We start from the raw sequence: 15099 nt of genomic DNA, 5'->3' as shown, positions 1-15099 counted from the left end.
GCATCGCCGTGCCTGACCACGCCCCAAATCCGTGTTGCGTGACACGCGGACGGATGCGAGGGACACGGCCGTCCGGTCGCCTACCGTGGTGACCATGGGCGGGCAGGTGTGGGGTGGGGGAGTCGTCGTTCTCGTCGCCGTGGCGCTGTGGCTGGTCTACCTGCTCCCGTCATGGCACAGCCGTCGCCAGTTCGATGCGGCCGAACGCAACGCCGTCCGCCTGAACCAGGCGCTCCGTGTGCTCGCCGAGACGAGCGAGACCCCCGAAGAGGTGCGGCTCGAACTCAACGCCCGCACCGCGGCCGCGCAGCAGAAGCTCGCGAAGCGCGCCCTGGCCGAGCGCGAGCACGCGGCGCTCGAGGGCGCTCGCGTCGACCTCGAGATCGCCAAGGGCGAGCGCGAGGCTGCCGAGGCCGCCGCACGCATCGGCGTGGAGCGCGCCCGCATCGACCGTGTCGCCGCCGAGGCCGCCGCGCGCGTGGACCTCGAGCGCGTTCGTGCCGAGCGTGAGGAGGCAGCCGCCGCTGCCCGCTCCGACCTCGCCGCCGTCCGTTCGCTTCCGGCGGCGCGCCGTGCGCGCGCCCGGCGCCGGTTCCGGCTCGCCGCGACGTTCATGGGCATCATCGGGCTCGGCCTCGCGGCGTGGGGAGTGTACGAGACGATCACCGCCGGTGCGCAGACCGTGATGTGGGCGGGTGTCGGCCTGGTGGCAGCATCCGGTCTCATCCTTCACCGTCTGTCCCGCGTCGCCGCGCGTGCCGTGTCGCGGGCGACGGATGCTGTGCCCCGCCGCATCGCGCAGGTGCAGGACGTCGCCCTCGACCGCGAGCAGCGCGAATGGGCGCCGCGCGATCTTCCTCGCCCGCTCACGGCTTCGGCGGGTTCGCGTGCGGCCGCGGTGCTGGATGGCGAAGCCGCTCGTGCGGCTCTCCGGCAGGCCGCCCTGGAGGAGGCCATGGCGGCCCGTGCGGCAGCGCAGCAGCCGCCCTCGATCGACATCGCGCGGACCGCGCGCGCGGCCGCTGCGGAGTCGGAATACGCCCGCATGGGGTACGTCGACGACGCCGAGATCGAGGCGCACGTGCGGCAGCTGCTGACCCGCCGCGCGGCCGGCGAGTAGGCCTCTTGCAGGCCCTCCGTCGATTCGGAGCGGGTGTCGAACCGTGATAGTGTTTTCGAGGTTCAAGGGCCTGTAGCGCAGTTGGTAGCGCGCCTCGTTCGCATCGAGGAGGTCAGGGGTTCGATTCCCCTCAGGTCCACCGAGAGAAGGCCCCCACACTGTGGGGGCCTTCGGCTTTTCCAGGGTCTCACTCGGGCGGGTGGGGGTAGCGCAGGCCGCTGCCCCACCCGATCTCCCAGCCGTCGGTGTCGTCGAAGTAGTCGGCCGACGACACCGGCAGCGCATGCTGCGGCTCGACGGCCGCCACGAGCCCCGCGAACCACGCGGCGTAGGCGGGAGCGTCGTTCGTCGCTCGAAGGCCTGGCAGGGCGCGGAGGATGAGACCGGCGACCTCGGCGGGGGACGACATCGCGTCGACGGTGCCGCCGGCGAAGGTCGTCTCGTCTCCCGACGTGTAGTGGATCGCCGACTCCGGTTCGGCGGGGTCCCACAGCACGACCCGCCAGAACAGGCCGGAGGGCGCGATCGCCGGCTTCACGTGCAGCCGGTGGTAGCCGCGACGGTGCAGCTCGCGGGCGCCCTGGAGGATCCGCACCGAGGTGGCCATCAGCAGCGCCGACGAGATCTCCTGGTGCGCCGTCGCGTCGTAGGCGACGAGCCGGACCTCCTCGACCGAGGTGGGGGTCGCCGCGATCGTGTCGATGGCGGCCGAGATCGCCTCCCGGCGCGGCCAGGCGTAGACGCCGGCGCTGATGAGCGGGAACGCGACGCTGCGCGCGCCGAGCTCGTCGGCGACCTGGAGCGACCGCCGATAGCTCGACTCGAGGAGGGCGCGGTCGCGCTGGCCGGCGCCATGGTTCGGGCCGACGGTATGGACGACCCACTTCGCCGGGAGTCTGCCCCCGGTCGTCCACCCAGCGTCACCGGTGGCGAGGCCGTCCGGGAACCGTTCGATGCACGCGCGCAGGATCTCCGGACCACCGGCCCGGTGGATCGCGCCGTCGACGCCGCCCCCGCCCCGCATGGCGTTGTTCGCGGCGTTGACGATCGCATCGGTGGTCTGGGCGGTGATGTCGCCGTGGACGGCGACGAGCGTGGTCATGCGTCCATCATGCGCCGGGCGCCACGCTCAGCGTCAGTCCGGGACCGCCCCCGCGGCGGCGCGTGCGGCGGCGGGAAGCGCGTCGACGATGCGCGCCACCGCCGCGTCGTCGTGCGCGGCCGAGACGAACCACGCCTCGAACACCGACGGCGGCAGCGAGACGCCCTCGGCGAGCATCGCGCGGAAGAACGGCGGGTAGCGGAACGCCTCCTGCGCCTTCACCGTGTCGTAGTCCGTCGGAGGCTCGGCCGCGAACTGGATCGAGAACAGGTTGCCCGAGCGCTGCACGACGTGCGTCACGCCGGCTTCCGAGAGGGCGGATGCTGCGGCCTCCGCGATCGTCGCCGCGGCGGCGTCGATGCGGGCATAGGCGGCGGCGTCGAGGTGGTCGAGCGTCGCGCGCCCGGCGGCGACCGCGAGCGGGTTCCCGCTCAGCGTGCCGGCCTGGTACACCGGGCCGAGCGGTGCGAGCAGCTCCATGAGCGCGGCAGGCCCGCCGATCGCGGCGAGAGGGAGCCCGCCGCCGACGACCTTTCCGAACGTGATGAGGTCGGGCGAGAACGGCACCGGATCGATGCCGTACCAGCCGGCAGGTCCGACGCGGAAACCGGTGAGCACCTCGTCGAGGATGAGCAGCGCACCGTGCTCGTGGGCGATGTCGGCCAGCGCCGCGTTGAAGCCGTGCGCCGGAGGCACGATGCCCATGTTGGCCGGCGCGGCCTCGACGATGACCGCGGCGATGTCGTCGCCGCGAGCCTCGAACACCTCGCGCACCGCGTCGAGGTCGTTGTAGCCGATGACGAGGGTCTGCGCAGCGATGGGGGCGGGTACGCCAGCCGAGCCCGGCATCGCGAGCGTGGCCACGCCCGAGCCCGCCTCGGCCAGGAGGCCGTCGGAGTGCCCGTGGTAGTGGCCGGCGAACTTCACGATGAGGTCGCGCCCGGTCGCGCCGCGGGCGAGGCGGATCGCGGTCATCGTGGCCTCGGTGCCCGTCGAGACGAGGCGCACGCGCTCGACGGGGTGGTCGACGCCGTCGCGGGCAACACGCGCGGCGATGAGCTCGGCGAGCTCCGTCTCGCCCGGCGTGCTCGCGCCGAAGCCGAGACCGTGGGCGGCAGCATCCTGAACCGCCTTCACGACGGCAGGGTGGGCGTGCCCGAGGATGGCGGGACCCCACGAGCCGACCAGGTCCACATACTCGCGGCCCTCGACGTCGGTGACGTACGGTCCCGAGGCCGCGACGAAGAAGCGCGGCGTCTCGTGCACCGAGCCGAACGCGCGCACCGGCGAGTTGACGCCACCCGGCATGGCCACCCGTGCGCGGGCGAATTCCTGTGCGTTCGTCGTCATCGGATCCACTCCGCAAGCTCGAGAGCCCAATAGGTCAGCACGGCGTCGGCGCCGGCGCGGCGGATGCTCACCACCGACTCCTCGATCGCGCGGCGGCGGTCGATCCAGCCGTGGGCGGCAGCCGCCTCGATCATGGCGTACTCGCCCGACACCTGGTACGCCCAGACGGGGACGGGGCTGGTCGCCGCGGCATCCGCCAGCACGTCGAGGTAGCTCATCGCGGGCTTGACCATCACGATGTCGGCGCCCTCGGCGATGTCGAGGTCGAGCTCGCGGGCTCCCTCGCGACGGTTGGCCGGGTCCTGCTGGTAGGTGCGGCGGTCGCCCTCCAGCGACGACTGCACGGCCTCGCGGAACGGGCCGTAGAACGCCGAGGCGTACTTCGCCGCGTAGGCGAGGATCGGCGTGTTGCCGAACCCCGAGTCGTCGAGCGCATCGCGCACGGCGGCGACCTGGCCGTCCATCATGCCGCTGAGTCCGAGCAGCTGCGAGCCGGCCTCGGCCTGCGCCACACCCATGTCGCGGTAGCGCTCCAGGGTCGCGTCGTTGTCGACGTAGCCGTTCGCGTCGAGCACGCCGCAGTGGCCGTGGTCGGTGAATTCGTCGAGGCAGAGGTCCGTCTGCACGACGAGCGCGTCGCCGGCCTCCGCGACCGCGATGCGGGTCGCGACGTTGAGGATGCCGTCCGGATCGGTCGCGCCGGAGCCGACCGCGTCCTTGTGCTCGGGCACGCCGAACAGCATGATGCCGCCGATGCCGGCGGCCGCCGCATCCGTCACCGCCTTCTTCAGGCTCTCGGTCGAATGCTGCACGACACCCGGCATGGACGAGATGGGCACCGGCTCGCTCGAGCCCTCGCGCACGAACACCGGAAGGATCAGCTCGGCAGGGTGCAGGCGGGTCTCGGCGACGAGGCGTCGCATCGCGGGGGTCTGACGCAGGCGGCGCGGGCGGTCTGTGGGTACCCGGGGGTCGCGGGGGCTGGCCCCCTCGGGATAGTCGCGGGGGTCGCGGGGGCCGGCCCCCGCGGGATAAGCACTGTTCACGGGCGTTCTCCCGTCAGGCCGGCGGCGCCGGCATCGAGCAGTTCACGGGCGACGGATGCTGCGACCTCGCGCGACGGGTCGCCCTCGTCTTCGGGCCACACGGTGGCGTGCGACGACGTGAGGATCGTCGTGCCGTCGAGGCTGTAGACGCTCGCCGAGAGCAGGAGGAGCCCGGCGTCGACGACGGCGCGCGCGCCGACGGGGGCCGAGCAGCCGGCCTCGAGGAGGGCGAGCACCTCGCGCTCCGCTTCGACCGCGGCGCGGGTCTCGGCGTGGTCGAGCCGATCGACAAGGTGCTCCTCACCACGGCGCACCTCGACCGCGAGCGCGCCCTGGCCGGGGGCGGTCGGCCACCGGTCGGGGTCGAGGAACTCGGTCACGACGTCGGTGCGGCCGATGCGGGTGAGTCCGGCGGCGGCGAGGATGACAGCATCCAACTCCCCGCTCGTCACCTTGCCGAGGCGCGTGTCGACGTTGCCGCGGATGTCGACGACCTCGAGATCGGGGCGGCGCGCGCGCAGCTGCGCCATGCGGCGGGGGGAGCCGGTGCCGACGCGGGCGCCGGCAGGGAGGTCGTCGAGCTTCAGTCCGTCGCGGGCGATGAGGGCGTCGCGCGGATCTTCGCGGGCGGGGATGGCCGCGACGACGAGCTGGTCGTGCGGGGCCGTGGGGAGGTCCTTGAGCGAGTGGACGATGACGTCGCACTCGCCCGCGAGCAGCGCGTCGCGGAGCGCTCCGGTGAAGAGTCCGGTGCCGCCGGCGCGTGAGAGCGGCTCGTTCGAGCGGTCGCCATCGGTGGTGATCGTGACGAGCTCGGTCGTGACGCCGTACGCGTCCGCCAGGTCGTCGGCGACCATGCCGGTCTGCGTCAGCGCGAGCGTGCTGCCGCGCGTGCCGATCCGCAGGGTGGTCACGCCAGCACCTCGGCGATCTCGTCGAGGCCGATGCGGCGGCCGGTGTAGAACGGCACCTCTTCGCGCACGTGCCGACGGGCCTCGGTCTGGCGGAGGTCGCGCATGAGGTCGACGAGCTCGACGAGCTCCGGAGCCTCGAGCGCGAGGATCCACTCGTAGTCGCCGAGGGCGAAGCTGGCGACGGTGTTGCTCAGCACGGAGCGGTGCGCGGCTCCCTTGCGGCCGTGGTCGGCGAGCATCTGGCGGCGCTCGTCGTCGGGGAGGATGTACCAGTCGTACGAGCGCACGAACGGGTAGACCGTGAGCCACGCCTCGGGATCCTTGTCGCGCATGAACGCGGGCAGGTGGCTGGCGGTGAACTCGGCGTCGCGGTGCACGCCCATCGCGTTCCAGACCGGTGCGAGCGACGCGAGCGGCTCGGCGCGGCGCAGCGTGCGCAGAGCCGACTGCAGCACCTCGGGGGCGATGCCGACACCGGTGAGCCAGATCATGATGTCGGCGTCGGCGCGCAGGCCCGACACGTCGTAGAACCCGCGGACGGTGACTCCGGATGCCTCGACCTCGGCGACCGCAGCGGCCAGGTCGCCGGCGGGGGCGGGCGCGGAGGCGTCGCGACGGAAGACGGCCCACAGGGTGTAGCCGAGGGTTTCAGTGGGGGAGTTCGCCGCGACGTCGGTCATAGGTCTATCTTTTCACCCCGTCCGTCCAAGGTTTCCCGGAAGGCCGTTTCAATCCGCGGGTCAGCGGGCGAGGAGCTCGGCGGCGATGCGCTCGGCGTGGGCGACGATCCCGGCGAGGCCGGAACCCGCAACGGTCTCGCCGACGACCGTGACGTCGGAAGGGACAGTGGATGCTGCGGCCGGCCGCACCCAGAACACATGAGCCGCGTCGACCACGACCGGCAGCCGCACCCCGAGCAGCGTCTCCGCGTCGGCGACCGCTGCGGTGACCGGGTCGGCGGGGGTCCCGTCGTAGGAGAGGCGGACGACGTGGCGGCCCGCGGCGGCTTCGCGGAGCCACGCCCACTTCGCGGTCGCATGCGTGAGCGCACGGGCCTTCACCGGGGCCCCGGCGGCGACGAGCAATCCGGTGCCGCGGGGCGCAGCATCCAATTCCTCCTGCTCCACGACCAGGGTCACGAGGTCGATGCGACGGCCAGGAGCGGCGGGTGATGCCACGCCCGGGGCAGCGACGATCACGGTGCCGTCGAGCGCGCCGAGGTCGTCGACCCGCGTGCCGAGGCGGATCTCGCCCCCGCACCGCCCGAGGTCGTCGGCGAGGGCGGGGACGATGCGGTTGATGCCGCCGCGGATCCCCGCGACCGCCGCGCCCGGGGGCGCGGCCGCGCGCAGGCGCGCGACGGCGCCGCTGAGCGAGCCGGCGCTCACGACAGCGTCCGCGAGCGCGGGATGGGCGCGCGCAACCGGGAGCTCGTCGGGGTGCTGCGAATGCACGCCGTGCACAACGGGCGCGACGAGCAGGTCGAGCATCTCGGCGCCGTGGCGCTCGCGTACGAGGGCGCCGAGTGTCGCCGGCACCTCGCCGACCGGCCAGGCGTCGAGCTCGGCCGCGCGTGCGGCGGCGGCGAGACCGATGACGCGCACGACGTCGGCGGCGAGCGGATCCGCCGGGATGCCGAGCAGTGCGGTAGCCGGCAGCGGCACGGCGTCGCCGGTCACGGGCTGCAGCCACGCCGGTCCGGGGGCGGGGCCGACGACGTCGCCGGCCAGGCCGAGCTCGGCGAGCAGCGCCTCGACCGCACCGCCGCGCACGGCGAAGCTCTCGGCTCCGGCATCGAGCGCGAGCCCGCCGACCTCGTGCCGCGCGACGGTGCCGCCCAGGCGATCGGAGGCCTCGAACACCGTGACCGACGCGCCCGAAGCGGCCAGCCGGCGAGCGACGACGAGCCCGGCCACCCCGCCGCCGACGACGGAGAAATCAGTCATTCGCGTGCACGAACTCCACGATGCGCGTGAGCACGGTCGGGTCGGTGTCGGGCGGCACGCCGTGCCCGAGGTTCACGACGTGGCCGCGGGCGGCGCGGCCGCGCTCGAGCACGTCGAGGATGTGCGCCTCGAGTACCGGCCACGGCGCGCGCAGGAGCGCCGGGTCGATGTTGCCCTGCACCGAGACGTCTGGGCCGAGCCGGCGCACGGCCTCGTCGAGCGGCAGACGCCAGTCGACGCCCACGGTGTCGACGCCGACGTCGCGCATCGCGGCGAGCAGCTCGCCGGTGCCCACACCGAAGTGCACGAGCGGCACGTCGAGGTGGCGTACGGCGTCGAGGGCCAGGGTGGAGAACGGAGCAACGTGCTGCGTGTAGTCGGCGAGGCTGAGCGAGCCCGCCCACGAGTCGAACAGCTGTCCGGCCGATGCGCCGGCCTCGATCTGCGCCGCGAGGAACGCGCCCGTGATCTCGGCGCACCACGTCAGCAGCGCGGCCCACGTCTCGGGGTCGGAGTGCATGAGCGCGCGCGTCTTGAGCTGCTCCTTCGACGGGCCGCCCTCGACGAGGTACGACGCCAGCGTGTAAGGGGCGCCGGCGAAGCCGATGAGCGGCGTCGTGCCGAGTGCGGCGACCGTGAGCGCGACCGCATCCCGGATGGGAGCGAGCGCCGCAGGGTCGAGCGGAGGCAGGGACGCGACATCCGCCGCCGTCCGCACGGGGCTCTCGATCACCGGGCCGCGGCCCGCGACGATGCGCACGTCGACGCCCGACAGACGCACCGGGATCACGATGTCGCTGAAGAAGATACCGGCGTCGACGCCGTGCCGGCGCACCGGCTGCAGCGTGATCTCGCTCGCGAGCTCCGGGTTCAAGCAGGCATCGAGCATGTCGGTGCCGACCCGCAGTTCGCGGTATTCGGGCAGCGACCGACCCGCCTGACGCATGAACCAGACCGGCGTGCGGGCCGGCCGTTCGCCGCGATACGCACGTATCAGCGCGGGGGGATCGTTTCTCTGAAGGACGGAAGGGTGAGAGTCATGCAACGACACACGTTAAGATTAGGTCTGTGCTCCTCTGTCTGACCGCGAACCACCGGAACGCGAGCCTCGACATCCTGGAGCGTCTCTCTGTGGGGGCGCCCACGGCGACGCGTGCCCTCGTGGATGACGAGATCTTCGTCTCCGGTGCCGTCGTGCTCGCCACCTGCAACCGGTTCGAGGCCTATCTCGACATCGACGAGCCGCTCACGGGCGGCGAGGCGGTCGCCGCCGAGTCGGTCATCGAGGCGATGGCCGAGGCATCCGGCGTCTCCGTCGATCTGCTGCGCGCGTCGGTCGCGGTCCATCAGGGGGCGGATGCTGCCGCCCACCTCTTCGCCGTCACCAGCGGCCTCGAGTCGATGTCGGTCGGCGAAGACGAGATCTCGGGTCAGGTGCGTCGCGCACTCGACGCGGCTCGCGCCGACGGCATGACCTCGAGCGAGCTGGAGCGTCTGTTCCAGAAGGCGACCCACACCAGCCGGGGCGTCCGCAACCGCACCCAGCTGCGCGGAGCGCACCGCTCGCTCGTGCGCCTCGCCCTCGAACTGGCGTCGAGCCGCGTCGCCGAGTGGGCAGCCGCGAAGATCGTTCTCGTGGGCACCGGCAAGTACGCCGTCCGCACGGTGGAGGCGCTGCGCGCCCGCGGAGCCGGCGACATCCACGTCTTCTCGCCGTCCGGTCGGGCCGAGGCGTTCGCCGCGCAGCACGGGCTGATCCCCGTGTCGGACTTCGCCGCCGCCGTCGCCGAGGCCGACGTCGTCATCACGTGCACCGCAGCCGCCGTCGTGCATGCCGACGCGTTCACGCCCGGGCACCGCGTGCTCGTGATCGACCTCGGGCTCCCTCGCAACGTCGATCCCGCCGTCGGCGCGGTCGAGGCGGTCGAGCTGCTCGACCTCGAGACCATCCGGCTGCACGCCCCGCTCGCCGAGTTCAGCGCCCACGCCGACGCGCGCGCGATCGTGGGCGACGCGGCCACCGAGTTCCACGCCGACCGCGAGGCCGGCCCCGCGATCACGGCTCTGCGGGGTGACGTGCTGCGGATCGTCGATGACGAGATCGCCCGAGCCCGTGCGCGCGGCGCCGGCGACGACGTCGAGGCCGCCCTGCGCCACCTCGCGGGCGTGCTGCTGCACCGTCCGTCGGTGCGCATCCGCGAGCTGGCCGTCGAGGGCCGCATCGACGAGGCCCGCGCCGCGCTCGAGCTGCTGCACGGCCTGTCGGTCGAGGCGCCCGGCGCCGCGGACGACGACCTCTGGGCCACCGCGTAAGAAGTCCACTCCACCGGCGTTGCTCGTCGGTTCGGGGCGTTTCGACTCGCAAGCTCGCTCAACGAGCGGGGGAGAGTTCAGGCGAGCTCGTGCAGCAGGAACGCGGCGAGGAAGCCGATCGTCGCCCACAGGCCGGTGAGCGCCTTCTGCTCGTCGAACGCCTCGGGGATCATCGTGTTGCAAACCATCGCGAGCAGGCCACCGGCTGCGATCGTGGTGATGAGGGCGATCAGGCTCGGTGACGCCGACTGGAAGGCGACGTAGCCCAGCACCGATGCGATGACCGTGATCAGTGCGATCCCGATCCACAGCAGAGCGACGTAGCGTCCGCTCGAGCCACCGCGCTTGAGGGCGGCGGTCGAGCCGAGCCCCTCCGGGAAGTTGCTGATCGCGATGGCCGCGACGATGGGGATGCTGATGCCGCCCTGCAGCACCGACAGGCCCATGACGATCGACTCCGGGATGCCGTCGATCAGCGCACCGACCGCGATCACGAGTCCTGCTCCGCTCACCGCCCCCGCCCCGGCGCGGCGGGCGACGATGCTCGCCGAAGCCTCGTCGCCGCCGGAGAACTCGGTGACCGAGGCGGTGTCGACCTGGGAGGAGACAGTCGCGGGCTGCTTGCTGCGTCGCGAGATCAGCTGGTCCGCGACGATGTAGAGGATTGCGCCGCCCAGGAACCCGACGGTCGTCGGCACCAATCCGCCGTCCTCGGCAGCCTCCTCGACGAGTTCGAACGCCAGCGTCGAGATCAGCACCCCCGCACCGACGGCCATGATCCCGGCGACGATGCGCTGCGGGATCTCGACGAACCACGCGACCGCGGCCCCGACGAGCAGCGTGCCGCCGCCGATGAGGCCGCTCAGCGCTGCGAGCCAGAGTCCTTCCATGGCGCCAACCTAATGGCGGAGAGGATGGATGCCTCGGCGAAACGCGTTCGCCGAGGCATCCGTTCTCGCGTGGAGAAGTTCAGACCGTGGCGGCCTCGCGGGCGCGCAGGTCCTTGCGGAGGATCTTGCCGGCGCTGGACTTCGGGATCGCCTCGATGAACTCGACGCGGCGCACCTTCTTGTGCGGCGCGACGTGCCCGGCGACGAAGGCCATGACCTCGTCCTCGGTGAGCCCGGAGTCGGGGGCGGCGACGATGAAGGCCTTGGGGATCTCCTGCTTGTCGTCGTCGAGCACGCCGATGACCGCAGCATCCATCACCTTCGGATGGCCGAGGAGCAGCGCCTCGAGCTCTGCGGGAGCGATCTGGTAGCCCTTGTACTTGATGAGCTCCTTGACCCGGTCGACGATCGAGAAGTAGCCGCCCTCGTGGTACACCGCGATGTCGCCGGTGTGCAGGAAGCCGTCGGAGTCGAGGGTGTCGGCGGTCGCCTGCGGCTGGTTCAGGTAGCCGAGCATGACGTTCGGGCCCTTGACCCACAGCTCGCCCGCCTTCGTGACGCCGTCGGGGCCGAGCTCGGTGATCTCTTCCCCCGTCTCGGTGTCGATGAGCTTGTTGAGCGTGTTGGGCAGCATGACGCCGACGGAGCTCACCGGGATGTCGTATCGGCCTGTCGGCATGGCGTGCGAGACGGGGCTCAGCTCGCTCATGCCGTACCCCTGCATCATGCGGGCGTTGATGCGGCGGCCGGCGGTCTCGGCGGTCTCACCGTCGAGCGGAGCGGCCCCCGAGAACACCGTGCGCACGCTCGAGATGTCGAACTGGTCGACGATCGGGTGCTTCGCCAGTGCCACGGCGATGGGCGGCGCGATGTACAGGTAGGTGCACTGGTACTTCTGGATGTTCGTGAGGAACTCGACCAGGTCGAACTTCGGCATGGTCACGAGGCTCGCGCGCTGACGCAGCGCGAGGTTGAGCAGCACCGTCATGCCGTAGATGTGGAAGAACGGCAGCACGGCCAGCACGCGATCGGTCTCGGCGAGGTCGAGCGCGACGCGGCACTGCGCGACGTTCGCCACGAGGTTGCGGTGCGTGAGCATGACGCCCTTGGGGATGCCGGTCGTGCCCGACGAGTAGGGGAGCACCGCGATGTGCGTCGCGGGATCGAACGAGACCTCGGGTGCGGGCGCGCCCTCGCCGAGCAGCGCCCGGAGGTTGGGGTGGCCCGATGCGCCGTCGAGGACGATGACGCGGTCGTGCGGGATGCCGACGGCCTCGGCCGCCGTCGACGCCTGGGGGAGCAGCGGGCTCACGGTGACGAGCCACGTGGCTCCGGCATCGCGCAGCTGCTTCTCGATCTCGCCGGCGGTGTACAGGGAGTTGACCGTGGTGACCGTGGCCCCGGCGCGCAGGATGCCGTGGAACACCGTCGCGAACGCGGGGACGTTGGGGCACAGCAGCCCGACCACCGTCTCGACCCCGGCGCCGCGGGCAGCCAGCGCACCCGCCAATAGGTCGATCTGCGCGCGCAGCGCGCCGTACGTGGTCTCGGCCCCGGTCGCGGGATCGATGAGCGCGATGCGCCCCAGATCCTCGTCGCTCAGGCTCGCGAACAGATAGTCGTAGACGTCGAGTTCGGGAATCTCGATGTCTGCTTCGGGACTGGTGAACACCGGATCTCCTTCGATCGGGCGGCATGACGGTCGTCGTCGGCGGGCCACCGGCCCGGCCGTGCGACCATCATGCCATTCCGATCGAAGAATGTGGAACGCGATTCCGTGAACTGTGGAACGCAGTGTCAGCAACGCAACGCGCCCGGCCATCCCCCCGGTGGCCGGGCGCGTGCCGGTTCAGTGCGTGAGCGCGGGCTGGCGGCCCCCGGCGGCCAGGCGCTCGGCGGCGAGTCCCTCAGCCGCCTCGAGCGGCGTGACGCCGCGCGATGAGGCCTCGTCGAAGATGCGGCGCACGGTGTCGCCGATCTGGCCGACGCGCTCCATGATCTCGGTGCGCGTGCCGAGGTGCTTCGCCTCGAGGTCGAGGTAGATGACCCCGCCCGCGTTGACGACGAAGTCCGGGGCGTAGAGGATGCCGCGACCGGCGAGGCGTGCGGCGCCGCTGTGGTCGGCGAGCGGGTTGTTCGCCGGACCGCACACGGCCTTCGCGTCGAGGGCGTCGATCACCTCGTCGGTGAGGAGCCCGCCGATGCCGGCCGGCACGAACACGTCCGCGGGGATGAGGTGCTCCTCGCCCGGGGCGATCCACTCGGCGCCGAGCTCGGTGGCCAGGTCGCGCTTGGCGGGGTTGACGTCGGTCACGGTGAGGCGCGCACCCTCGGCCGACAGCCGCACCGCGAGGCGGCTGCCGACCTGGCCCAGGCCCGAGATCGTGATGCGGCGACCCTCGACGTCGGCGGTGCCCGCGACGCGCTCGAGCGTCGCGCGCAGCGACTCGTAGACGCCGAGGCTCGTGGGGCCGGCGGGCTCGCCGGAGCCGCCGACGGCGTCGGGGAGGCCCACGACGTGCTCGGTGCGCTCGCTGACGACGAGCATGTCCTCGGTGGTCGATCCGACGTCTTCGGCGGTGCGGTACAGGCCGTGCAGCGACTCGACGGCGTCGCCGAGGTCGAGGAACGCCGCGCGGCGACGCTCGGGGTCGAGCGTGGTGCCGGGAGGAAGGGCGATGACTGACTTGCCACCGCCGGCGTCGAGGCCGGCCGCGGCGTTCTTGAGGGTCATGGCCGCCGACAGTCGCAGCGCGTCGCCGAGGGCATCGCTCCAGTGCGGGTACGTCCACAGGCGCGCGCCGCCGAGGGCGGAGCCGAGCACGGACGAGTGCAGCGCGACGGCGATGAACAGGCCGCTCCGGCGGCCGGTGATCACCTCCACCCGCTCGTGTGCGAAATCGGGCAGGGGCAGGGTATGCGTCATCGCGGTTCTTCCTTCGGCGGGCCTCGTGGGCAGTGCGCTGCGGACGCCGCGGCGTTGCGGCATCCGTTCTCATTGCACACCGGTTCGGCGAATTGTTCAACCGTGTCGGCGGCGAGTGGGCACATTGCGTGGTCACCGGGGTGAGTTCTTCGCACGCCTCAGCAGTGTGTGCGCCATCGGTAGCATCGACGAATGCCAGACGCCTACACCCACGGCCACCACGAGAGCGTTCTGCGGTCGCACCGCTGGCGCACCGCCGAGAACTCCGCGGCCTACCTGCTGCCGCATCTCGGGCCTGGCGTCTCCATCCTCGATGTGGGCAGCGGCCCCGGCACGATCACCGCAGACCTTGCGGCCCGCGTCGCACCCGCTCGCGTCATCGGGACGGATGCCTCGGCCGACGTCGTCGCGCAGGCCGCGGCCGACCACGCGGCGCCGAACCTCTCGTTCGAGGCGGGCGACGCCTACGCGCTGCCGTATGAGGACGGCGCCTTCGACGTCGTGCATGCGCACCAGGTGCTGCAGCACGTGGATCGGCCGGTCGACATGCTGCGCGAGCTCGGCCGCGTCGCCGGCGCGGACGGGCTCGTCGCGGCGCGCGACGTCGACTACGAGGGCGTGATCTGGTACCCGCTCATCCCGGCGCTCGACGAGTGGCTCGCGCTGTACCTTGCGACGCACCGCAGCGTCGCGGGCGAGCCCGCCGCCGGACGCCGGCTCAAGGCGTGGGCGCAGGAGGCGGGGCTCACCGACATCCACGCCACGGCGTCGCTGTGGCTCTTCGAAGACGAGGCCGACCGCGCGTGGTGGGGCGGCATGTGGGCGGATCGGGTGCTGCAGTCTGCGTTCGCCGATTCGGCGCGCGCCACGGGCGCCGATGACGCGCAGCTGCAGCGCATCTCCGACGGCTGGCGCGAGTGGGCGGCGTCCGATGATGGCTGGCTTCTCATGCCGCACGGTGAGATCCTGGCGCGCGGACCGCGTGGTCAGGCTGAGCCGGTGACCATCCCCGCCTCGCTTCCCGCCCGCAGCCGCCTCGTCCACGACGCGATCCGCGCCGCCGGCATCCCCGGTGACATCGTGGTGCTTCCGGATGCCGCCTCCACCGCGGTGCTGGCCGCCGAGGCGCTGGGGGTCGAGGTCGGCGCGATCGCCAACAGCCTTGTGTTCTACAGCGACGGCGCACCCCTCCTCGTGATGACGAGCGGTGCGCACCGCGTCGACACCGCGGCGCTCGCCGAGCGTCTGGGGCACGGCAAGATCCAGCGCGCGACGCCCGAGCAGGTGCGGGAGGCGACCGGCCAAGCCATCGGCGGGGTCGCCCCCACGGGGCATCCGCAGCCCCTCCGCACCATCGTCGACGAGGATCTCGCCGGCTACCCCGAGATCTGGGCCGCGGGCGGCACGCCTCACACGGTCTTCCCGATGACCTACGACGAGCTGGTGCGGCTCACCGGCGGCACGGTCATGAAGGTCGACTGACCTCGACGGG

At 72.3% G+C, this 15099-nt stretch carries 13 protein-coding genes, 1 tRNA gene and 1 pseudogene; 5 read left to right on the top strand and 10 right to left on the bottom strand.

Annotation, left to right across the window (positions count from 1 at the left end; translation table 11 throughout):
* The first annotated feature begins 94 nt into the window (after positions 1–94).
* Together ACVN90_RS13205 and ACVN90_RS13200 are read left to right on the top strand one after the other, a co-directional pair.
* The gene (locus ACVN90_RS13205) at positions 95–1120 is read left to right on the top strand and encodes a large exoprotein (protein WP_475098694.1); all 1026 of its coding nucleotides are present in this window, start codon (positions 95–97) and stop codon (positions 1118–1120) included.
* A gap of 66 nt (positions 1121–1186) precedes the next feature.
* A tRNA-Ala gene (locus tag ACVN90_RS13200) sits at positions 1187–1259 on the top strand.
* 48 nt (positions 1260–1307) lie between these two features.
* Here the strand turns inward: ACVN90_RS13200 and ACVN90_RS13195 are convergent.
* From ACVN90_RS13195 to hemE, 7 genes are all read right to left on the bottom strand, one after another.
* Positions 1308–2222 (bottom strand): O-acetyl-ADP-ribose deacetylase, encoded by a 915-nt coding sequence (locus ACVN90_RS13195; protein ID WP_475098693.1) that lies wholly within the window; start codon positions 2220–2222, stop codon positions 1308–1310.
* A gap of 33 nt (positions 2223–2255) precedes the next feature.
* Positions 2256–3572, bottom strand: coding sequence for a glutamate-1-semialdehyde 2,1-aminomutase (gene hemL / locus ACVN90_RS13190; RefSeq protein WP_475098692.1), 1317 nt, complete (start codon positions 3570–3572; stop codon positions 2256–2258).
* Positions 3569–4495, bottom strand: coding sequence for a porphobilinogen synthase (gene hemB, locus ACVN90_RS13185; RefSeq protein WP_475098691.1), 927 nt, complete (start codon positions 4493–4495; stop codon positions 3569–3571). The genes hemL and hemB overlap by 4 nt, the downstream gene beginning before the upstream one ends.
* A gap of 119 nt (positions 4496–4614) precedes the next feature.
* Complete coding sequence (hemC, locus tag ACVN90_RS13180) at positions 4615–5532, bottom strand: hydroxymethylbilane synthase (RefSeq protein ID WP_475098690.1); 918 nt, start codon at positions 5530–5532, stop codon at positions 4615–4617.
* Entirely contained in the window at positions 5529–6212 is a 684-nt protein-coding gene (hemQ, locus tag ACVN90_RS13175) for a hydrogen peroxide-dependent heme synthase (RefSeq protein ID WP_475098689.1), read from the bottom strand. Before hemQ ends, hemC begins: the two co-directional genes overlap by 4 nt.
* A gap of 60 nt (positions 6213–6272) precedes the next feature.
* Complete coding sequence (locus tag ACVN90_RS13170) at positions 6273–7478, bottom strand: protoporphyrinogen/coproporphyrinogen oxidase (protein ID WP_475098688.1); 1206 nt, start codon at positions 7476–7478, stop codon at positions 6273–6275.
* The gene (hemE, locus tag ACVN90_RS13165; protein ID WP_475098687.1) at positions 7471–8529 is read right to left on the bottom strand and encodes a uroporphyrinogen decarboxylase; all 1059 of its coding nucleotides are present in this window, start codon (positions 8527–8529) and stop codon (positions 7471–7473) included. The genes ACVN90_RS13170 and hemE overlap by 8 nt, the downstream gene beginning before the upstream one ends.
* Before the next feature lie 17 nt (positions 8530–8546).
* On the opposite strand from hemE, the gene ACVN90_RS13160 reads away from it, so the two are divergent.
* Entirely contained in the window at positions 8547–9791 is a 1245-nt protein-coding gene (locus tag ACVN90_RS13160) for a glutamyl-tRNA reductase (protein WP_475098686.1), read from the top strand.
* A 77-nt stretch (positions 9792–9868) separates the two neighbouring features.
* Here the strand turns inward: ACVN90_RS13160 and ACVN90_RS13155 are convergent, their stop codons facing one another.
* The 3 genes from ACVN90_RS13155 to ACVN90_RS13145 all read right to left on the bottom strand — a co-directional run bounded on the left by ACVN90_RS13155 (position 9869) and on the right by ACVN90_RS13145 (position 13607).
* Positions 9869–10681 (bottom strand): ZIP family metal transporter, encoded by an 813-nt coding sequence (locus ACVN90_RS13155; RefSeq protein ID WP_475098685.1) that lies wholly within the window; start codon positions 10679–10681, stop codon positions 9869–9871.
* Between the two features lie 79 nt (positions 10682–10760).
* The gene (locus ACVN90_RS13150; protein ID WP_475098684.1) at positions 10761–12353 is read right to left on the bottom strand and encodes an AMP-binding protein; all 1593 of its coding nucleotides are present in this window, start codon (positions 12351–12353) and stop codon (positions 10761–10763) included.
* A 177-nt stretch (positions 12354–12530) separates the two neighbouring features.
* On the bottom strand, positions 12531–13607 hold the full coding sequence (locus ACVN90_RS13145) for a Glu/Leu/Phe/Val dehydrogenase family protein (protein ID WP_475098683.1): 1077 nt from the start codon (positions 13605–13607) through the stop codon (positions 12531–12533).
* Between the two features lie 192 nt (positions 13608–13799).
* Here ACVN90_RS13145 and ACVN90_RS13140 point away from each other — a divergent pair.
* Both ACVN90_RS13140 and ACVN90_RS13135 read left to right on the top strand, forming a co-directional pair.
* Positions 13800–14582, top strand: a pseudogene (locus ACVN90_RS13140) (methyltransferase domain-containing protein); the annotation flags it as partial.
* Positions 14556–15089 carry a YbaK/EbsC family protein gene (locus ACVN90_RS13135; protein WP_475102123.1) on the top strand — a complete coding sequence of 178 codons (534 nt, stop codon included), beginning with the start codon at positions 14556–14558 and terminating at the stop codon, positions 15087–15089. The pseudogene ACVN90_RS13140 and the gene ACVN90_RS13135, both read left to right, overlap by 27 nt.
* Positions 15090–15099: the final 10 nt, after the last annotated feature.

Source organism: Microbacterium sp. F01 (assembly GCF_056156365.1).
This window is presented reverse-complemented; position numbering and strand designations above follow the sequence as displayed.